Consider the following 22,756-nt stretch of genomic DNA (forward strand, 5'->3'; position numbering starts at 1 on the left):
AAAAAAATGAAAAAAAATAAAATCACAATAAAGGGAATACTTGCAATGTTTGCATTATTAGCCCTTAACCTAAATTGTTCCGATGATGCATTAAATCAGGACAATCCAAACATTCTTGTACCTACATCATTTTGGGGTACAGCAGAAGATGCAAATAAAGGTATTCTAGGAGCATACAGCCCTTTTATAGCCATAACCTATTATTCTAGATTTGAAATCTTCTTATCCGATTATAGAGATGATGTTGTGAATGGTTTTAATTCTTCTGACAGAACAGCTGCAGGAGCATTTAACGCTACCGCAGATCGGAATGCACCAAAATGGATGTGGGAAGCACAATTTAGAGGTGTTTCTAGAGCTAATGATGTTCTTTTTAACGTTCCAAATATAGAAATGGATGCAACTGAAAAAGAGAATATTCTTGGTGAAGCATATTTTATTAGAGCATTTAATTATTTTAATCTTTTAAATAATTTTTTAAATGTACCTCTAATTACAGTTCCTTTTGATCAAATGGAGGCTCCAGATTTAATACCACAAGCAGCTCCAGCAGATGTTTGGACCTTAATAGAAGAAGATTTAAAGAAAGCACAAACAATGCTTCCAGACTCGTGGTCAGCAAGCCAAACAGGTAGAGCAAGAGCTAAGGCTGCTACTGGTTTATTAGGAAAAGTTTACTTATACCAAGGTAAATACGGCCCTGCTAAAACGGAGTTCGCAAAAATTATGGACGGTAGCTTTGAGTTAATGGATGATTATGCTGCTAACTTTTCTGAAGAATTTGAAAATAACAAAGAATCTCTTTTTGAAATTCAAATGATTTCTGATGGTCAGCAAGGTTGGGGAGCAGATAATGCAAATAGCGGCTCTGGTTCTGCTTTTCAAGCAGATTTAGCCCCTGTAGGTTATACAGATCAAAATACAATGAGAGTTAACCAGTGGGCATTAGATATATTTTTAGATGAGCAAACTATTAATGGAGAAATTGACCCAAGAACTTACACAACTTTTTTCTGGAATACAAATGAAACTACAGAGTACCAAGGAAAAACATTAGCTTCTAGAACTTACCTTAACACTTCTTATGAAGATGCTTTTGGTGCTACAGGAACTAATATATTTGGAAATAAATATGCAGATTGGGCTTTTAATGGTAAAGAACAATCATTAGATGGCGGATGGCATAGTGCTGGAAACAACTTAAGAATATTAAGATATGCAGATGTATTATTAATGTTTGCTGAAGCTGACGTAATGGCTAATGGTGGCAACTCTACACAAGCAGCCGTAGATGCCGTAAATGAAGTAAGAAGAAGAGCAGACATGTCAGAATTTACAACAATTACAATGCAAGATATTGAAGATGAACGTGTAAAAGAATTAACTTTTGAAAGAACACGTTACTTTGATCTTTTAAGATGGGATAGAGTAAAATCTAGAATTGTTGATAATCCAGATTTAAAATCTGAAAGCGGCGGAACTAGTTCTTACAAACCAGGAAGAGAATATTTAGCAATTCCTCTTTCAGAATTAGATGGTAACAATAATGACGAAGGGTTTAAGCAAAATCCAGGTTACTAATAGTTGAGAGTTGGTAATTTTAAAAGGAACCGTTTTAAAACGGTTCCTTTTTATATTTTATATATTTATTCTCCCATGAAAAAAACAATATTACTTCTCATTTTAATAGCTCTTATTTACGCCTGTAAAAAAGAAATTAAACCTCCCCTATTTTTAGAATTAGCAACAAATACTTCGGGAATTAATTTTAATAATAAGATTATAGAGAATGACACCTTAAACTATTTTACATTTCCGTATCTATATTTAGGTTCGGGGGTTTCTGTAGGGGACATTAATAATGATGGATTACCTGACCTATATTTCACAGGAAACCTTGCGCAAAATAAACTATACCTTAATAAAGGTAATTTACAATTTGAAGATATTACAAAAAAAGCAGGTGTAGAAGGTGACCAAAGGTGGTATTCCGGTACTACAATGGCAGATGTTAATAACGACGGTTTTTTAGACATTTACCTAAGTGTTTCTGGCAAATTTTCCACCACAGCCAACCAGCTATTCCTAAATAATGGAAACAACACATTTACAGAATCTGCTGAAAGTTATGGCATTGCCGATACAAGCTCTAGTATACAATCCACTTTTTTAGATTATGATAAAGATGGTTATTTAGACCTTTTTGTAGCTAATTACCCAAATGTGTTGGTAAGTATGGGAAACCAATACTATAAAGAAAAAATGGATCAAAACAATCTTCAAGATTCTGGTCATTTATATAAAAACAATGGAAATGGAACATTTACAGATGTAACCTTTGATGCTGGAGTCCAAAAATTTGGATTAACACTTGGCATAGTATGTTCAGATTTTAACAATGATGGATATACTGACTTATACTTAAGCAATGATTTTAATGTTCCGGATTACCTATATCGAAATAACGGAGATGGAACATTTACAGAAGTTTCCAAAGATGCTACCAAACACACATCAATGTTTGGTATGGGTGTAGATGCTAGTGATTTTAATAATGATGGTCTTATAGACTTTATGCAGGTAGATATGACCGCAGAAGACTACAAACGTTCCAAAACAAATATGGCAAGCATGAGTCCAAGCACCTTTTATGAAAGTGTTGCTTTAGGTTTTAATTACCAATACATGCAAAACTCTCTTCAGCTTAATAATGGGATAAAACAAAAAAATGTACCCTCTTTTAGCGAAATTTCTCGTCTTTCTAATATGTCTACTACAGATTGGAGCTGGGGAGCTCAATTTGCAGATTTTAATAATGACGGATGGAAAGATGTATTTATCTCTAACGGCGTAAAAAGAGATGTAAATAACAATGATATAAATGCTAAATACGAATCTGAAACATTTTTTGGTAGAAAAGAAAACCAAGACTTTTCTCTAATGCCTAGTACCCCTATAGCTAATTATGCCTTTGTAAATAACAGAGATTTATCTTTTAAAAACTCTACCAAAGAATGGGGCTTGAGCAAAAAAGGATTCTCTAACGGTTTTGTTTATGCGGATTTGGATAACGATGGGGATTTAGATTTGGTGGTAAACAACATGAACGAAGCTGCTTCTGTGTACGTTAATCAAAGCACATACAACTACTTACGTATTAAATTAACAGGATATCCTAATAATTCGTTTGCCATAGGTGCCAAAATTATTATTAACAAAAAAACGAACAAGCAAGTACAAGAAATTACATTAAGTAGAGGTTATCAATCTAGTGTAGAGCCAATTCAACATTTTGGTTTAGGAAATTCTAGTGCAACAAATGACATAGAAGTTATATGGCCAAACGGTAGCGTGCAAAAACTAAACAATATTGCTTCCAACCAAATACTAGAAATAAAATATGATTCTACAAGTAAAGAAAATCTTGTTACTGAGAACGACAGACGCAGTTTTTTTCAAAATATATCTAAAAAAATAGACCCACCTTTTATTCATAAAGAAGATAGTTATGATGATTATTTGTTAGAACCACTGTTACCCCATAAAAATTCGCAACTCGGAACCAAACTAACTGTAGGAGATATCAATGGAGATGGACTAGAAGATTTCTTTGTAGGAAATGCAAAAAATAGCCCGGCTGCTATGTACATCCAAAACGACCAAGGAAAATTCAATATTTTAAAAGGGCCTTGGGAAAATGACATGCTATACGAAGACACTGGTGCTTTACTATTTGATGCGGACAACGATTCTGATTTAGACCTATATGTTGTAAACGGAGGCAATAATCCAAATACTGTTAAAAAATATTATCAAGACAGACTGTATATAAACACCCCTAAAGGTTTTGTAAAAACTACAAATTCACTCCCAAAAATTTTGGCTAGCGGACAAGAAGTAAAAGCAGCAGATTATGATAATGATGGAGATTTAGATTTGTTCGTTGGCGGAAGAATAACTCCAGGTAAATATCCTTTCCCCGCCGAAAGTTATATTTTAAGAAATGATGGCGGAAAAGATACCAATATTAAATACAGCAATGTAACTAGTAAAGTTGCTCCTGAACTATCTAAAGCTGGATTGGTTACCTCTGCCATTTGGGACGATTTTAACAAGGATAATAAAATAGACCTTATACTTACAGGAGAATGGATGCCAATCCGCTTTTTCCAAAATAATGGGGACAACTTCAAGGAAGTCACCTCTGAATTAGGCTTTAATAATACTGTAGGTTGGTGGTATAGTTTGCAAAAAGTAGATATCGATGCTGATGGCGACATGGATTATTTTGCAGGGAATTTGGGATTAAATTACAAATACAAAGCCAGTGAAAAAGCTCCTTTTTCGGTTTATGCCAATGATTTTGATGAAAATGGAAACATGGATATTGTTCTTAGTTATGAAAAATATGGTACAAAACTACCACTAAGAGGTAGGGAATGTTCCTCCCAACAGGTACCAGCTATTGCCAAAAGGTTTGAAACTTTTGAATCCTTTGCGGATGCCGATTTAACCGATATTTATGGTCAGAAAATGCTAGAAAATTCCTTGCAATACAATGTCACAACTTTTGCACATAAATGGGTGGAAAATCTCGGTAATGGAAAATTTAAACTTCATGATTTAGATAAATATACGCAACTCTCATCTATCAATAAATTCGAAATATTCAATTACAATAATGATGAATTTCCAGATGTTTTGATAGCTGGAAATATGTATCAATCCGAAGTAGAAACCCCACGAAATGATGCCAGTGTTGGATTAGTTCTTATTGGCAACTCTACGGGATACTCCTTAGTAAAACCATCAGAAAGCGGCTTATTTTTGGACGGAGATATTAAAGATATATCTACTATTAAAAATAGAAATAATTCCCTTAATTTTATAATCGCAAAAAACAACGATAAAATAGTACTTCTTAATAAAAAATAGTTTAGTTACTACAATAACAAAACACTTATTTGTATGATGTATTATAAATTAGTACTTTAATAAAAAAAATGTTTACGCCAATTGGTAATTCTAAATCTCTTTCTCAGCAAATTGAAGAAAAGTTAACAAATGCTATACGTAATGGAGAGTACAATCCTGGAGAAAAAATACCTACGGAAAAAGAATTGTGCGAAATATTTCAAGTAAGTAGAACTGCTGTTAGAGAGGCTATTAAAACGATGGTAGCCAAAGGAATTATTATAGTAAAAAAAGGGAGTGGTGCTTATGTCTCTGAGGTAAGTATTAAAAATGCTTCTGAAATTTTAAACATGTTTTTTGAACTTTCTTCCAATGACGATTTAATTCTACAAACTATAAAGGCGCGGCAATTTGTAGAACCATTGTTAGCCTCACAAGCGGCAAAAAATAGGACAGAAAAGCATATAGAACTTCTAACAATAAACATGAAAAGCATTCAAGATTGCCCGTTAAAAGATTATAAAAAAGAAGCTGAATTAGATAATGCTTTTCATCAAATACTACTTTCCATAACAGAAAACCAAATTTTAAAATTGTTATTAGGTCCTATTTTTAATTTAATGCCCAAGTTTAAAGCTAGTGTGTTTGCTAAACCAACCAAAGGCAACCTACAGGAAGAGAAAACTATTATGCTAAACCATCATGAAAGAATAATAAATGCTATTATAGCTCAAGACGAAGAAGAGGCAGCAAAAGCAATGAACGATCATCTAAAAATTACATATTCAAACTACATCAAATCGCATCAAAATATTTGATTTAAACTTCTTCTAACAATGCAAAACAGCAACATTCAGTAGCTACTATATAAGTACTCCCAACTTAATAACACGTAAAAATGACCGAACTAATTATTGAAAAAATAGATATCTTTAAAGTCCCTCCAAGATGGTTATTTTTAAAAATTACTACCAAATCTGGTATTATAGGTTGGGGAGAACCAGTAATTGAAGGTAAAGCAGATACACTTGCAGCTTGTATAAAAGAATTAGAACAATACTTAATTGGCAAAAATGCTAACAATATTGAAGATATTTGGCAAGTATTATATAGAGGCGGATTCTATCGCGGCGGCCCCATTCTAATGAGCGCTATTTCTGGTATAGATCAAGCTTTATGGGACATTAAAGGAAAGCATCTTAATGTTCCCGTTTATGAATTATTAGGTGGTGCCGTAAGAAATAAAATGAAAATGTACTGCTGGATTGGCGGAGACAACCCTGATGTCATCTTAGAACAAGCACAAGAAAAAGTAAATGCAGGATATAAAGCTGTTAAAATGAATGCCACTGGTGGCATGGAATGGGTATCCTCATTAAAAGACATAAAAATAGTCGCCAATAACATTAAGTTGTTAAGAGAAGAATTTGGCTATGATTTAGATATAGGTTTAGATTTTCATGGTAGAGTGCATAAGCCGATGGTAAAAAAACTAATTTCTGAGTTAGAACCATACGAACCTATGTTTATTGAAGAGCCCGTTTTAAGCGAAAATAATGACGCCTTAAAACATATATATTCTTATACTAATATCCCTATTGCTACAGGAGAACGCATGTTTTCCAGATGGGATTTTAAAGAAATTTTATACCAAGGTGTTGTAGATATAATTCAGCCAGACTTAAGCCATGCTGGTGGTATTTCTGAGGTAAGGCGTATTGCTGCAATGGCAGAAGCTTATGATATTACTCTTGCTCCACACTGCCCATTAGGACCTATTTCTTTAGCATCTGCATTACAAGTAGATTTTGTATCTGCCAACGCTATTATTCAAGAAAGTAGTCTAGGTATACATTATAACCAAGGGTTTGATTTGCTATATTATATGAAAAATCCTGAAGTTTTTAATATAAATGACGGATACATTGAACTAACCCGAAAACCTGGCCTAGGAATAGACTTAGACGAGGAAAAACTATTGGAAGGTAAAAAAATTGGACACAATTGGTCCAACCCGATTTGGCGCAAAGAAGATGGTAATTTTTGTGAATGGTAATAAAAAACAATCAAATTAAAATATATTCAAAAACAAAAAAAATGTCTAATACATTTCATTCCTATTTCACCAGTTCTATTGTAATTTTTTGTTTACTATTTAATTTTAAACCAAAAATTCTTGCTCAAGAATCTAATACAAAACCTAACATCATTAAGATAAGATTAGGCGATATGGTGCGTCAAGATATTGGGTATTATGAAAGCGCATCTTACAGTACACCAAATTCCGATAAAAATTCTGCTACAGGATTAATAAAAACGAAAAAACGCTTTAAAACTGTACCAGACTCGCTAAAAAAATATCCTTCATTTGGTTTTATTGAAAGACTTTCCCCCGAACTAGATAAAATCATTTTTAAAAATGCAAGAATAGACTTAGTTGCTAAAGGTTTTAATTGGTCAGAAGGCCCAGTTTGGCTACCTAAGGAACAGAAATTATTATTTTCTGATGTTCCTGAAAATAAAATATACCAATGGAGTGATAGTGATGGATTAAGTGTTTATATGAATCCATCTGGATACACAGGACCTGATAAAAGCATAAACAAAGGATCTAATGGATTAACGCTTGATGCTAATGGCAATTTAATAATATGCCAAGTTGGCGATAGGAGAATTAGCAAACTAATCAGCCTCAAAGACTCGTTAAATCCTGTTTTTAAACCCATTATCACTAATTATAAAGGAAATGTTTTTAATTCACCAAACGACTTGGTTTATGATGCTAAGGGTAATTTATATTTTACCGATCCATCCTTTGGGTTAGGAAAAAAGAAAAGTGCTATTGGGTTTAATGGGGTATATTTTTTAAGCAATACAGGAAGGTTAATTCTTCTTGATAAAACAGTACAAGCACCAAATGGCATAGCTGTTTCTCATAACAACAAAATACTTTATGTTGCTGACTCTCACAAAACTAACCCATCTATATGGGCTTATGACATTATAAAAAAGGGTAAAGTAAAAAACAAAAGGGAATTTTTCAATGCCACTAAGTTAAGAGAAAAAAGTATTGATAAACAATCTCCCGATGGCATAAAACTAGACAAAAATGGCAACCTATTTTTGGCAGGACCCGGAGGCGTATTAATTATTTCTCCACAAGGAAAACATTTAGGTACTATACGAACAGATAAAAGCACCGGAAATTGTGAGTTTACCGACGACGGCAAATATTTATTTATTACTTGTGATGATTACTTATTAAGAGTAAATCTAAGGCCGAAAGTCAAATAATGTTTTTCACTATCTCATAAACTACATAAGTGGTTAAAAAATAACTCATTTATTAGGAATAGCTATAGAATCTTTAAAAAAAAGTACCTATAACATCTTGAATAACCCAATTAGATATAAAATCTAAATACTAGCAATAAAATCAGCCAAATTATCACCCCTACCTAACCCCAATTTTTTTCTTAAACGATACCTTGATGTATGTACACTTTCTATAGTAATTCCAAGCAAGGATGACATCTCTTTACTAGAAAAATCTAATTTAATTAATGCGCATAATTTTAAATCCGTTTGCCTTAATTCTGGATAATTATTTCTAATATTCTCGTAAAAACTTTGATTTATAGATGTAAACCTAGCTTCAAACTCTTTCCAATTACTTCCAGGAGAACTCTGTATACTTCTCAACATTCTATTAATAGTTTTTACATCAATAGTTTCACTTTTAGATAAATTCTCTTTTAACTTTATAATAAACTCTTCCTTTTCTATTAATTGCAAAGCAGATGAAGTAAGTTCTCTATTTTTAAGCTCCATTATTTCATTTGTCTTCAACTGTTCTAACTTTCTTTTTTCCTCTAAAACCCTTTTTTCTAACTTATGCTTTCTTCGTAGATTTCTAAATAAGAGATAGCCATATAAAAGTATAAATACGACCACTACGGCCATTAAAATATATTTCAAAAACCATATTCTCTCTTCATTTTCCAATTTTGCGATACGTTGTTCCTTTATTAAAACTTTTTCTTTTTCTTTCTGTATCCTATATTTATCATTAATTCCAAACAGGTGTTTATTGTTTTTACTTGTTCTTCCGAATATCCGTTCGCTTAGTTCTTGAGCTTTATTTGAATAATAAAAAGCTTGTTTATAATTTTGCCTCTTTAAATACATCTTAGAGAGAGCATTATAATTCAGTAATTTATAATCCAAATGACTATTGTAATCATCCGATAATTTTAATGATTTCTTATAATGTTCAATACTTTTTTCAAGATTTCCCTGAAGTCTATATGTTTCCCCAAACAAGAAATTGACAATGGTTAAATAAGACGGTTTATTAATTTCAAAAAATGTATTAGCTTTTTGTAACTTACTTAAAGCAGATTCGTATTTTCCGTTAACAGCTTCAAAATAGCCCAATTCGGCGACGACGTAAAAGTTATTTTCTTTTGGCGTAATTTTACTCATAGTTAATCGGCAACTATCTAAGTATACCTCTGCCATTTTTTGATTCTTATTAATTCTATATAAATTAACAAAAGCGAAATAATCACTTAATAAATATTGGAGCACTATCTTTCCTTCTTGTTGTAATTTCTTTTTTAATTTTAAGGACATATTAAAATGTCGCAAAGCCTCATCCTCTCTTCTATAAAAATTATACAACCAGCCCAACTCTTGATAAATCTTTGCTTTGGAAATAGCATCGTTCGATAAATCTGCCAAAATCAAAGCCTCCCAATAACCGTCATATGCATTCCCATAATCTAAAATATGCTCATATAAAGTAGACAATCCGCACAAACTATTAATAAGATTTAAAGTATCTTTCTCTTTAGTGTATTGCTCAATTCCTTTCTTTAAATAATAAATTGCACTATTCGGATTTTGCGTTGCCAAAGCTTCTGCCTTATCTATAAAAGCATTGGTATTATATGGCCTTTGCGCAACTAGATTACTATAAGTAAAAATCACTAACCCGACTAGAGTAGACTTAATAACAAGGTGCTTTACAAAGGAAAAATTATAAACAATCATTTTTTTAAATTTTAAAACCAACCCCATACCTAAAATTCATAAAAAAATTAATATAAAAAAAACTAAACTGCTATCTTCAGTAATATTGTTCAATAATATAAGTTTTGTTCAGTTAATAATTTACAAAAAAGACAAATTTTACATATTGTCAAGTTTTAATCTAGTCTGTTAAAACTGTAATATTCATGATATATAACCATATTTGTAAAGAGCATAAAAATAAGCTATACACCATCTAGACTTATATAAATTACAAGTTTTCAGCAGAGAAATTTTTAGACAGCACTATATGTCTAATATTAAAAAACATGAATACCCTTAAAATGAAATCTTTTAATCATGTTCAGTCTTTAAAAAGAATCATAACTAAAAACACCAGAACACATTACCAAACTATTTAATTAAAAATGATATCAACATTCAAAAAACAACTTAGTCTTTTACTTCTTGTCGTTGTCGCCAGTTGCTCTACCCAAGAAAATAAAATCGCACCTTCTAATTCCAAAGATTTTAATTTTGGATGGGAGTTCAAATTAGAAAATTTCAATGATTCAAAGTGGAAATCAGTTAAAGTACCACATGATTGGAGTGTAGAACATTCTTTTGATTCTATAAATGGAGAAGGAGCAACAGGTTACCTGCCAGGTGGAATTGGTTTATACAGAAAAAGATTTTCTCTTGACCTTAAGGAAAATCAGGTTGCTTATGTATTGTTTGATGGAGTATACAACAACTCAGATGTAGTTTTAAACGGAAACAAACTAGGCTTTCACCCATATGGTTATTCACCATTTTTTTATGACATAACCTCTAGTTTAAAAGACGGAAAAGAAAATCTAATAGAAGTAAAGGTAGACAGAAGCAGGTTCGTAGATAGCCGATGGTATACAGGCTCTGGAATTTATAGAGATGTTAAATTAATTACCAAAAATAAATTACATATTCCAATATGGGGAACTTTTGTAACCACACCTAAGGTATCAGAAAATGAGGCCACAATTAATATTGATGTTACAGTTAACAACAAGTACAAAGAAGACAATGCTTTTAAATTAGTAACGCAACTGTACAATAACAAAAACGAAAAAGTTGGAGAGAAATCTGATGCATTATCTTTAATAAAGAATTCTCAAGACGTATTTAAGCAGGAAATTATTATTAAATCTCCAAGTTTATGGGGTGTAGATAACCCTGTTCTATATAAAGCAATTACCACAGTTACAAAAGAAGGAGAAATTGTTGATGTAAATGAAACAACGTTTGGTATCAGAAGTATTGTTTTTGATACCGATAAAGGATTCTTTTTAAATGGGGAGAATATGAAAATTAAAGGAGTTTGCTTACATCATGATGGTGGATTAGTAGGTTCTGCAGTTCCAAAAGGTGTTTGGAGAAGACGTTTCGAAAAACTAAAAGAAGGAGGCTGCAATGCCATTAGAGTATCTCACAACCCTGCTTCTGAAGAATTTTTAGAACTATGTGATGAAATGGGCATCTTGGTACAAGATGAGTTTTTTGACGAATGGGATAACCCAAAAGACAAAAGACTTAATAAATGGGAAACAAAAGTTGATTCCGTAACTCAAGGCTATGGGCAACACTTTCAGAAATGGGCTAAAAAAGATTTAACCAATACGATGCTTGCACATCGCAATCACCCCTCTATTATACAATGGAGCATTGGTAACGAAATAGAATGGACATACCCTAACAGCTCCAAAGCCACTGGTTTTTTCGGAAATATGGAATGGACAGGAAATTATTTTTGGGAAAAATCACCTTACTCTATTGAGCAAGTAAAAGAAAAAGTAAGAACCTTACCTAAAGGAAAATATGACATAGGAGAAACTGCAAAAAAATTAGCAAAATGGACCAAAGAATTAGATACTACCAGATACGTAATAGCTAATTGTATACTCCCTACCGCCAGTTATGAAACGGGCTATGCAGACGCCCTAGATATAATAGGTTTTAGCTACCGTAGAGTACTTTATGATTATGGTCATGAAAATTACCCAGAACTACCATTAATGGGTACCGAGAATTTAGGACAATGGCACGAATGGAAAGCAATAGAAGAGCGTCCGCATGTTTCCGGAACCTTCTTATGGACAGGAATAGATTATATGGGAGAATCTCATGGAAGGTGGCCTCGAAAAACACTAAACTCAGGTCTTTTAGATCAAGCAGGTTTTGAAAAACCATCCTTTTACATGTATAAAACATTATGGTCTAATGAACCTTCTATATATATAGCAACGCAACAGATAGATAAATCAATTAATAAAATAGACAAAAAGACAGGTAAAATAGTTGCCAAGGATCCTGAAGCATGGAAAACAGCATTATGGATTTGGCACAATGTTAACAACCACTGGAATTACGCCAAAGATGAAATGGTATCAGTAGAAGTATACTCTAATTCTAAAGAGGTAGAATTATTTCTAAACGACACTAGCTTAGGCGTAAAGAAGTTAGCTGATTTTGATGATCATATTTACAAATGGGCCGTACCATTTAACGCAGGTAAATTAACCGCTAAAGGAAAACTCAATGGAAAAGAATTTAGCACAACACTAACAACGTCAGAATCTCCATCAGAAATAAAGTTAACAGTAGATAAAAAGGAGTTAAATGCAGATGGGTACGATGTTGCTCATATCGTAGCACAGTTGGTTGACAAAAATGGAAATCCCGTAAAAACAGAAAATGCTAAAATTACTTTTAGTTCTGAGGGAGATGTTGCATTTTTAGGAGTGGATAATGGATCAGCTACCAATGTACAAGACTATCAATCTAATAGTATAATTACAGACAAAGGTAGATGTATGCTTATTGTACAAGCAACAACAAAAGCATCTGAAATTACAGTCTCAGCGGTATCAGAAAATTTAAAAAGCAACACAATTAATATTATATCAAACAATCAATAGAATACAAATGAAAAAAAACAGAAAAATACCTATTTTTTTAGCAGCATTAGCACTAATGATGTCATGTGATACTAAGGTAAAAGAAGAAAGTGGTGATGCCACATCTCAGAACAATCAAGAAACTATTGAAATATCTGAAGAACAAATAGATAAGTTAGGAATATCAGATGTTAATCATTTAAGTGCAGCAACCAAAAGAGCTTTAAAATGGCCTACAGATTTAGGCAATGAATGGTTTATTCAATTTAATAATTTAAAACCTTTAAAAGGGGATTTAGCTTATGAGGAAGGCGTAGTACGTAGAGACCCTAGTGCTATGATAAAAGAAAACGGAAAATACTATGTATGGTATTCCAGAAGTACAGGCCCTTCTCAAGGTTTTGGAGGTGATGTAGAAAATGAAAAAGTTTTCCCTTGGGATCGATGTGATATTTGGTATGCCACTTCTGAAGATGGAGAAACTTGGAAAGAAGAAGGACTTGCCGTAGCAAGAGGAAAAAAAGGAGAATACGATGACAGGTCTGTTTTCACAGTAGAAATAATGAAACATGAAAACAAATATTATTTAAGCTACCAAACCGTTAAATCACCTTATAGTGTAAGAGTTAAAAACCAGATTGGTTTAGCATGGTCAGACTCTCCAAATGGTCCTTGGACAAAAAGCAAAGAACCTATTTTAAGTCCTGCAGACAATGGTATTTGGAAAGGCGAAGAGCAAAATAGATTTTTAGTTGAAAAAAGAGGAGATTTTGATAGCCATAAAGTCCATGATCCATGTATTATTCCTTTTAAGGGAAAATTCTATTTATATTACAAAGGAGAACAAATGGGTGAAGAAATCACTTTTGGAGGAAGACAAATTCGTCATGGTGTTGCCATAGCCGATAAACCAGAAGGTCCTTACATAAAGTCCCCGTATAACCCTATTAGTAATAGTGGACACGAAATATGTGTTTGGCCTTATAACGGTGGTATAGCAGCATTAATTACAACAGATGGCCCAGAGAAAAATACAATACAATGGTCTCCAGATGGTATTAATTTTGAAATTATGTCTGTAATACCTGGAGTTGATGCACATGCTATTGGCTTGGACAGAACAGTTGATAATGAAAAAGAGCCTACAGAAATTTTACGATGGGGATTATCTCATGTGTATAATAGTTGGAACTATCAAAGTATCATGAGCTTTACTTCTAAAAGAAAAAAACAACACGTAGCAAAAGGAGCTAAAGGCACAAAAAAATAGTCTAAGACTTATTTAGAGAATATTTTATTTGAGGGGCAATAAATATTGCCTCTCTTTTTTTTTGAGTTATTTACACTTAAATAAATAATATTATTTTTGAGAAATACAGAGTTTTATTATGAGTAAAGACAAAATAGTTTTAAAGTCCAACTACAATGTACCAAATTTAGAAAGAGGTTTATTAGTAATAGAACTTTTAGCTACCCAAAAAAACGGTCTTACTTTAGCTGAAATAACAGAGATTTTATCTTTAACCAAAACAACAGCTTTTAGAGTAGTTAGTACTTTAATATTTAAAAACTACCTACAAAAAAACGAAACCACTAAAAAAATTAGTCTCTCAAGAAAAATGCTCACATTAGGTATTTCTTCCATGAATGAGCAAAGCATTGTAGAAACATCTATAGATGTCATGAGAGCTCTAAGAGACGAACTTAAAGAATCCGTTATGCTTGGTGTCCTTTTAGGCCCTAAAGGAGCCATTTTAGAACAAGTATCAAGTTCCTACCCAGTAAAACTTTTTGTAGAACCAGGAACCCAATTTAGCATCCATAGTTCTGTTGGTGGCAAAAGTATTATGGCGTATTTACCAAAAGAAGAATCGAGTGAAATTCTAAAAAAAATAACCCTTACAAAATATACCAAAAACACTATTGTATCTAAAAAAGAGTTTAGGTCTCAATTAAATGATATAAAACAATTAGGATACGCCATCGATAATGGCGAAGACATACAAGGTATACATTGCATAGGAGCCCCAATTTTCAATGAATACGGATACCCAGTAGCTGCATTATGGATTACAGCTCCGCATGGTAGACTCCCCCATAGCGAATTTAACAGCAAAGGAACAATTGTAGCTAATTACGCTTTAGAAATTTCAGCAAAACTTGGATATATAGCACAATAATCTTTTTTTAAACTACACCAAATTTCCACCAAAAAGAAACACCTTAAAAACATCTTCAAAACCCCTTCAATTAACTGATTAGATAACACTTAAGTCAATAAATGTTAATATTTAACCTATTACCATTTATCCCATTATTTATTTCCAAAAAATCGTATATTTGTTTCAAATATGAAACTAGTTTATTATTTGAAACTTAAATAAATGAAAGCGACAAGATACGAAGGGAACAAAACCTTCAGTGTAGTAGAAACCGAAAAAGAAGCTCCAAAAGAAGGAGAAGTACGTATAAAAGTAGCCTATTCTGGTGTTTGCGGAACAGATGTCCATATTTACCATGGCATGATGGACAAGAGAGTTGCTATGCCTCAGACCATTGGTCATGAAATGTCAGGCACTATAGATGCCATTGGAGCAGGTGTTTCCGGATATGCTGTAGGAGATAAAGTGGTAGTACGCCCATTAGATGATACTAAAGTAAAACCATCAGACAAAGGATTTAATCATATCTGCGAAGAATTAAATTTTATAGGAATAGACAGTCCAGGATCTATGCAACAATATTGGAATGTTCCTGCTTTTACATTACACAAATTAAAGGAAAATACAGATTTAAAATTAGCAGCATTAATAGAGCCTTTATCCGTAGCAACACATGATGTTCGCTTAAGTGGTTTAGTTGCAGGAGAAACTGCTGTTGTTTTAGGCGGTGGCCCAATTGGTTTATTAGTAGCAATGGTTGCTAAAGAAGTTGGCGCGCAAGTAATTATATCTGAAGTAAACCCAATACGTATTGCAAAAGCCAAAGAATTAGGCTTTGATGCAGTTAGCCCTATAGATGTAGATTTAGTGGAATATGTGCACGGAAAAACAGAAGGTAGAAAAGCTGATGTTGTTTTTGAAGTTGCAGGTGTACAACCAGCACTTGACGTAATGACAGAAGTTGCAGGTATAAGAGGTCGTATTTTAATGGTAGCTATTCACGGAGAAAAGAAGCCAATAGATCTTTTTAAATTCTTTTGGAAAGAATTAAAACTAATAGGTGCTCGTGTATATGAGAAAGAAGACTATGAAAAATCTATTGCATTAATTACAGCAAATGAGTTGCCATTTGAAGAAATGATTACAGATGTACAACCATTATCTAACATTCAACAAGTTTTTGAAAATATAGATAAAAACCCTGACGGATTAAAAGTCTTAATGGATTGTCAATTATAAAATAACAAACAAGCCAATTGCCAAAAGCAAAAGGCAAATAGCATAATAAGAAATGAGTATATTAAATAGTTTTAGTTTAGAAGGAAAAGTAGCCATTGTAACAGGTTGCAAAAGAGGAATAGGTAAAGGAATGGCTATTGCTCTAGCCGAAGCAGGAGCTGACATTATAGGTGTTTCGGCATCCTTAGAATTATCTGGTAGTGCTATTGAAAAAGAAGTTACTGCTTTAGGCAAAAAATTTACAGCTTACCAATGTGATTTTTCGGATAGAAAATCATTGTATGCATTTATTAAAGAAGTAAAAGCAAATCATTCTCAGATAGATATTTTAATAAACAATGCAGGCACTATTTTAAGAACACCAGCTGCTGAGCACCCAGATGAGATGTGGGATAAGGTAATAGAGGTAAATCAAAACGCGCAGTTTATTTTAACACGTGAAATAGGTAAAGATATGATTGCCCGTGGTTCTGGTAAAATTGTATTTACTGCGTCATTATTAACATACCAAGGAGGCATCACTGTTCCTGGTTATGCAGCAAGTAAAGGAGCTATAGGCCAAATGATTATGGCTTTTGCTAACGAATGGGCTGGTAAAGGAGTAAATGTAAATGGTATAGCTCCTGGCTATATTGCTACAGATAATACCGAAGCATTACGAAATAACCCAGAAAGAGCAGACTCTATTTTAGCTCGTATTCCAGCGGGACGTTGGGGTGAGCCATCTGATTTTGCGGGGCCAGTAGTTTTCTTGTCTTCAAAAGCTTCTGATTATATGCATGGTTCTATTACACTTGTAGATGGTGGTTGGATGGGCCGATAAAACAAATTCAAACTAAAAAAACGATTAGCAATGGCAGATATTAAAGAATACAAATTATTTATCAATGGGGAATGGGTAAAGTCTACTTCAGGAGAAACTATTGATATTATTAGCCCTTCTACAGAAGAAGTAGTGGCAAGAGTTCAAAACGGTACAGCAGAAGAAGCACTACAAACTTTAGAAGCAGCCGACAAGGCTCAAAAAGAGTGGAAAAAGTTACCAGCAAGAACTCGCGCAGATTTATTATATAAATTAGCAGATGAAATTGATGCTAATACAGAAGAATTAGCACAGTTATTGGTAAAGGAGCAAGGAAAACTTTTAAAAGTAGCTCGTTTTGAAGTAGCCGTAGGTGCTTCATTTATTAGATACGCCTGTGAAGGAGCAAGAAGAATAGAAGGAGATATTATTCCTTCTGATAATGCTAATGAGCAAATTTGGATTCAAAAAGTACCTAGAGGTGTTGTTGTTGCAATTACTGCATGGAACTTTCCTTTTGCTTTAGCTGGTCGTAAATTAGGGCCTGCTTTAGTTGCTGGTAACACTATCGTTATTAAGCCTACATCAGAAACTCCATTAGCAACTTTAGAGCTAGGTAATTTAGCTCAGAAAGTAGGAATCCCTGCTGGAGTAATCAACATTTTAACAGGCCCTGGTAGAGCTATGGGTAATGCACTAGTAGAAAGCCCAATTTGCAAAATGGTAACCATGACTGGTTCCACACCTGTAGGTCAATCTATTGCTCGTGCAGCAGCGCAAAATTTAACCCATGTTCAATTAGAATTAGGTGGCAAAGCTCCATTTATTGTTTTTGAAGATGCTGATATTGATGCAGCTGTAGACGCAGCATTACATTCTCGTTTTGATAACTGTGGACAAGTTTGTACTTGTAACGAGCGTATGTATATACATGAAGGTATATATGATACTTTCATGGAAAAATTCCTTGCCAAAGTAGCCGAAATAAAAGTTGGAGACCCAATGTTAGAAGAAACAGATATGGGGCCTAAAGTAAATGGATCAGAGCTAAAACATATGGAGCACTTAGTAGAAGTTTCTGTAAAAGAAGGAGCTACAATTGCAGCAGGTGGTAAACGCCCCGAAGGAGCTGAGTTCCAGAAAGGATTCTGGTTTGAACCAACCGTTTTGACTGGTGTTACACAAGATATGACAATCGTTCACGAAGAATCTTTTGGACCAATTTTACCAGTATTGAAGTTTAAAACTTTTGAAGAAGTTATTGGCTATGCTAACGATTGTGAATATGGTTTAGCAGCAATGGTATTCACCAATGACATGAATACCATTATGAAATGTAATGATGAATTAGAATACGGTGAAATCTACGTGAATAGAGGACACGGTGAGCAACATCAAGGATTCCATAACGGATATAAATTATCTGGTTCCGGAGGAGAAGACGGTAAATATGGTTTTGAACAGTACATGGAAAAGAAAACTTTCTACGTAAGACATAAAGCATAATAAATATTTAAAGCAGTCTCAAATTTTCATATTTTGGACTGCTTTTTTTTATAACTTATATATTATTTGATGAGTACAAAAATTTCAAAAGTAGAAGCTAAATTATTTAAAGTTCCTTTACCAGAAGTTTTAAATGATGCAAAGCATGGCGATCACACACATTTTGAATTAGTTACGACTACCATTACTTTAGAAGATGGCAGTGAAGGAACTGGATATACATATACCGGAGGCAAAGGAGGTCATTCCATAAAGGCAATGATAGAGCATGATTTTGCTCCTGCCTTAATAGGCCAAGAAGGCACAGATATTGACGGTCTTTACGATTTCATGGAATGGCATATTCATTATGTTGGTCGTGGAGGAATAGCTTCTTTTGCTATTTCCACTATAGATATTGCTTTATGGGATATCAAAAGTAAAAAAGCCGAATTACCATTATGGAAAATGGTCGGAGGAGCAGGAAATACATGTAAAGCATATTGTGGTGGTATAGATTTACAATTTCCAATTCCAAAATTATTAAAGAATATGGAAGGTTATTTAGCAGCAGGTTTTAATGCTGTAAAAATTAAAATCGGCCGTGAAAATCTAGAAGAAGATTTAGAAAGAATAAGAGCCGTAAGAGAATTTATTGGTCCCGACATTACTTTTATGGTAGATGCTAATTACTCTATGAGTAAAGAAAAGGCAATAAAAGCGATAGAAGGTTTCAAAGACCAAAATATAACTTGGTTCGAAGAACCTATTATTCCGGATGACTATAAAGGTTTTGGAGAAATAGTAGATAAAACTGGATTCCCTTTGGCTATGGGCGAAAACCTACATACCATTCATGAATTTGAATATGCCTTTGATCAAGCCAAACTATCTTTTATACAGCCTGATGCATCTAATTGCGGTGGAATCACTGGATGGTTGGCAGCTGCAAGGTTAGCCAATAAACACGGAATACCTGTATGCTCTCACGGTATGCAAGAACTTCATGTAAGTTTGGTGTCCTCTCAACCCAACTCCGGTTGGTTAGAAGTACATAGCTTTCCTATCGATCAATATACTACTAGACCATTAGTTGTTGAAAATCATAGAGCAGTAGCTCCTGATTATCCTGGTACTGGAGTAATTTTTAATTGGGAAAAACTAAGTCCTTTCGAAGAAAAATAAATTACTTTGGTGCAAGCCTGTGAAGCATTAAAAGATATAACATATACGATTATTAACCCAACTATCTTAGCATCAAATCTATTGATAGAAACAAAGCGTAATTAAACATACAATCATATGAGTACGAACATATCTGAATTTGGAGTTTTCAATACTGAAAAAATAAAACTATATACTTTAAAGAATTCTAGTGGCGTAGAGGTTAAAATAACTAATTACGGAGCTACTATTACCACATTAAAGGTCCCAAATAGCCAAGGGAAAATTGAAAATATAGCTTGTGGTTTCGATACTTTAGAAGGTTATTTTTCTAAAGAATACGTTGGTAATTCTCCCTATTTTGGAAGTACTGTTGGTCGTTACTGCTCTCAGATTAAAGATGCTAAATTCACTCTAAATGGAAAAAGCTATTCGTTAGAAGCTAATTGCGGAGACAATAACCTCCATGGTGGCGTAGTTGGGTTTGACAAAAGAGTGTGGAATGCAGAATTCATTTCTCCTAACGCTTTAAAAATGTCTCTTAATAGCACAGATTTAGAAGAAGGTTATCCTGGAAATGTAGAAGTATATGTATTGTTTACATTAACTGACGATAATGAACTAAAAATAGCTTACAGCGCTACACCAGACCAAGACACTCCTTTATCCCTAACAAACCATACCTATTTTAATTTAGATGCTTTTTCTAATACCATTGAAAATCATGTAGCGCAAGTAAACACCAACAAAAAACAAATAATGGATGATACTGGCGCAGGTACTGGTGAAATTGAAGATGTTTCTAATAAAGCTGATGACTTAACAAAAGGCAAAAAAATTGGAGATGTTCACGAAGCTATGAACGATGGTTTTGAGCATTTTTATGTTTTTGATAATCCAAATTTTGATTTACAAGAAGTTGCCACTATTAAATCTGAAACTTCAGGAAGGTCATTAACTGTATTAAGTTCCGAACCATGTATGTTACTTTATACTGGAAAATATACATCCGATGAAATAAAGAGAGAAAACGGAGAACAATATGGTAAATATAAAGGCTTTTGTTGCGAAACGCATCGTTACCAAAATGGCCCGAATATAGAAAACTCACCTGGAACGATCACCAAAGCTGGAGAAGAATTTAAAAGTACTACCATTTTCAAATTTGGATGGTAATAAACCAATTAATAACTAAAACTAAATAATTATGATAATAGGTGTTTTATTAGCAATACTTGCAGGCTTACTACTAGGGCTTTATGCCTTACCAGAAAAATTTACTAAAGATTTTGAATTTGAAAATACGTGGAGCATGTTCTTTGCGATTAATACGTTTGTAGTACCCAATGTTGCTGCATTTTTATTAATTGACGGTTTTTCGGATGTCTTAGCTGCAATTCCTAGTAGCGCTTTAATAACCATGATTATTTGCAGTATACTTTGGGGAATTGGCGCTATGATGTGGGGAAAAGCTATTAACCATATTGGCCTGTCCCTTGGATTTTCCATTTTTATTGGAACTATAATCTTAGTAGGATCACTTTTACCTTTTATACAAGTTGGTTTGCCAAAAACTAACGTTTTATTAACTATTTTGGCAGGATTAGGAGTTGTTTTAATTGGTGTAATGGCCAATGGTAGAGCTGGTATTATTCGTCAAAAAGATGAAGAAGGTACGGAAACAGAAGACAAAAAAAGTGGCTCTATGATCACTGGTATTGCTATTGCCATTATAGGTGGGTTATTAGCTACAGGTTTTAGTTATGCTTATGCAGCTGGAGGAAGCATTATAGATGAAGCATCGCAAGCTCAAGGTAATGAACCATGGAAAAGCGCAATTGCGGTAATGTATGTTATTTACATGGCTGGAGGTGTAGCTATTGCATTATACTTTGCGCAACAACTATCTGCTAAAAAACTATGGGGTAAGTTTAAAACACCACATTTAGGAAAAAACATAATGCTTACCAGTATTATGGGGGTATTTAATTTTGCAGCATCTGTAGTATTTGCTTATGCTGGTTTTAAGTTAGGAAAAGAGCTTGGTGGTACTGTAGGTTATGCTATATTTAACACCGCTTGTGTTGTTACAGCAATTATTAGTGGATTAGTTACTAAAGAATGGGTAAAGGCATCTTCCAAAGCTAAAAACTTTTTATATCTAGGATTAACCTGTATGGTCATAGGCATTATTATTATTGCCTTTGGAAATGGAATTGGGTAAACCAATACAACATTTTATTAAAAAGGCTTCTTTTAAAATTTAAAAGAAGCCTTTTTTGTATAACGACTCAGCTAAGCATATTGAGGGGGCAAGGAAACTTCGTATTTCCGTTTGCTCAAGAAGCTAAAGTCTATTATTTAGCATTGTTTTTTCTTGTCCAAAGCTACCCCGACGCTTCGGGGCATAAGATTTATTGACATTATAAATATATGCACACCTTTTGATTAAGCCCTAAACACCACATTACGTTTGTCATTGTTGTAAAACGTTTTTTATTAGATGTTGTGAATTCGTCCTTTTAGTTTTTTTCGATTAAATGCGCTAACTCTTACTTGGTCTTATATTTTAATAATTCTGTATTCTATAACTGGTACAAGTAAAAATCCACCAACAATGAAAATTATATAATGACTTAGAGTAAACATTGAGCTCATAAAAAAGAACATAAGCGGTGTGCCGATTAAGAAAATAAGTCCGCCACCAATTTTTTGCAGAATTAGATTCTTTTGCAACTAGCTTATCTATGCGAAAATCCGTTGTCCGTCCACAATTTACACAAGTCGATAGTTAGTTTTCTCCCTATTGCATAGCAAATTCCACTCTAGTATTCGCATTTGTTGAATATTCAAGTTCATTATTACATTGAGGATATTTAACCTAAATTTTTATTTGTTTAAAGAATTCTTATTTAAATTTTAATATAACCTAAAAGATATGTTAATGTCAAAATAAAGATTAAGCAAAAGAATATAATCACTAAAGTTGATACAGAATCCCAGAGTATATAATCACTTACCTT

At 33.3% G+C, this 22,756-nt stretch carries 15 protein-coding genes; 14 read left to right on the top strand and 1 reads right to left on the bottom strand.

The features are described from left to right. Nucleotides 1-6: 6 nt before the first annotated feature. The 5 genes from Q0856_RS03435 to Q0856_RS03455 all read left to right on the top strand — a co-directional run bounded on the left by Q0856_RS03435 (nucleotide 7) and on the right by Q0856_RS03455 (nucleotide 8,208). On the top strand, nucleotides 7-1,581 hold the full coding sequence (locus Q0856_RS03435) for a RagB/SusD family nutrient uptake outer membrane protein (protein WP_298502657.1): 1,575 nt from the start codon (nucleotides 7-9) through the stop codon (nucleotides 1,579-1,581). Nucleotides 1,582-1,656: 75 nt separating this feature from the next. Next, the gene (locus Q0856_RS03440; protein WP_298502660.1) at nucleotides 1,657-4,935 is read left to right on the top strand and encodes a VCBS repeat-containing protein; all 3,279 of its coding nucleotides are present in this window, start codon (nucleotides 1,657-1,659) and stop codon (nucleotides 4,933-4,935) included. Between the two features lie 68 nt (nucleotides 4,936-5,003). Continuing rightward, nucleotides 5,004-5,732, top strand: a complete 729-nt coding sequence (locus Q0856_RS03445) for a FadR/GntR family transcriptional regulator (RefSeq protein WP_298474297.1) — start codon at nucleotides 5,004-5,006, stop codon at nucleotides 5,730-5,732. A gap of 80 nt (nucleotides 5,733-5,812) precedes the next feature. Further along, nucleotides 5,813-6,970: a galactonate dehydratase gene (gene dgoD, locus Q0856_RS03450; protein ID WP_298502663.1), complete on the top strand. Its 1,158-nt coding sequence runs from the start codon at nucleotides 5,813-5,815 to the stop codon at nucleotides 6,968-6,970. A gap of 41 nt (nucleotides 6,971-7,011) precedes the next feature. After that, complete coding sequence (locus Q0856_RS03455) at nucleotides 7,012-8,208, top strand: SMP-30/gluconolactonase/LRE family protein (RefSeq protein WP_298502665.1); 1,197 nt, start codon at nucleotides 7,012-7,014, stop codon at nucleotides 8,206-8,208. Between the two features lie 123 nt (nucleotides 8,209-8,331). Here the strand turns inward: Q0856_RS03455 and Q0856_RS03460 are convergent, their stop codons facing one another. Further along, complete coding sequence (locus Q0856_RS03460; protein ID WP_298474305.1) at nucleotides 8,332-9,969, bottom strand: tetratricopeptide repeat protein; 1,638 nt, start codon at nucleotides 9,967-9,969, stop codon at nucleotides 8,332-8,334. Between the two features lie 407 nt (nucleotides 9,970-10,376). Here Q0856_RS03460 and Q0856_RS03465 point away from each other — a divergent pair, with 407 nt between their 5' ends. The 9 genes from Q0856_RS03465 to Q0856_RS03505 all read left to right on the top strand — a co-directional run bounded on the left by Q0856_RS03465 (nucleotide 10,377) and on the right by Q0856_RS03505 (nucleotide 21,957). Continuing rightward, a complete protein-coding gene (locus tag Q0856_RS03465; protein ID WP_298502668.1) occupies nucleotides 10,377-12,902 on the top strand; it encodes a glycoside hydrolase family 2 TIM barrel-domain containing protein in 2,526 nt (841 codons plus the stop codon). 55 nt (nucleotides 12,903-12,957) lie between these two features. After that, on the top strand, nucleotides 12,958-14,151 hold the full coding sequence (locus Q0856_RS03470) for a family 43 glycosylhydrolase (RefSeq protein ID WP_298503042.1): 1,194 nt from the start codon (nucleotides 12,958-12,960) through the stop codon (nucleotides 14,149-14,151). Between the two features lie 118 nt (nucleotides 14,152-14,269). Further along, entirely contained in the window at nucleotides 14,270-15,061 is a 792-nt protein-coding gene (locus tag Q0856_RS03475) for an IclR family transcriptional regulator (RefSeq protein WP_298502671.1), read from the top strand. Between the two features lie 204 nt (nucleotides 15,062-15,265). Next, a complete protein-coding gene (locus Q0856_RS03480; protein ID WP_298474311.1) occupies nucleotides 15,266-16,282 on the top strand; it encodes an alcohol dehydrogenase catalytic domain-containing protein in 1,017 nt (338 codons plus the stop codon). A 58-nt stretch (nucleotides 16,283-16,340) separates the two neighbouring features. Beyond that, nucleotides 16,341-17,105, top strand: a complete 765-nt coding sequence (locus Q0856_RS03485; RefSeq protein WP_298503045.1) for an SDR family NAD(P)-dependent oxidoreductase — start codon at nucleotides 16,341-16,343, stop codon at nucleotides 17,103-17,105. Nucleotides 17,106-17,135: 30 nt separating this feature from the next. Further along, nucleotides 17,136-18,590, top strand: a complete 1,455-nt coding sequence (gene aldA / locus Q0856_RS03490) for an aldehyde dehydrogenase (protein WP_298474312.1) — start codon at nucleotides 17,136-17,138, stop codon at nucleotides 18,588-18,590. Nucleotides 18,591-18,659: 69 nt separating this feature from the next. Next, complete coding sequence (locus tag Q0856_RS03495; RefSeq protein WP_298474313.1) at nucleotides 18,660-19,754, top strand: mandelate racemase/muconate lactonizing enzyme family protein; 1,095 nt, start codon at nucleotides 18,660-18,662, stop codon at nucleotides 19,752-19,754. 117 nt (nucleotides 19,755-19,871) lie between these two features. After that, nucleotides 19,872-20,909 carry an aldose epimerase family protein gene (locus Q0856_RS03500; RefSeq protein ID WP_298502674.1) on the top strand — a complete coding sequence of 346 codons (1,038 nt, stop codon included), beginning with the start codon at nucleotides 19,872-19,874 and terminating at the stop codon, nucleotides 20,907-20,909. A gap of 31 nt (nucleotides 20,910-20,940) precedes the next feature. Continuing rightward, on the top strand, nucleotides 20,941-21,957 hold the full coding sequence (locus Q0856_RS03505) for an L-rhamnose/proton symporter RhaT (RefSeq protein WP_298474317.1): 1,017 nt from the start codon (nucleotides 20,941-20,943) through the stop codon (nucleotides 21,955-21,957). Nucleotides 21,958-22,756 lie beyond the last annotated feature (799 nt).

The sequence above is a fragment of the uncultured Maribacter sp. genome, assembly GCF_947496775.1.
Taxonomy (GTDB): Bacteria; Bacteroidota; Bacteroidia; order Flavobacteriales; family Flavobacteriaceae; genus Maribacter_B.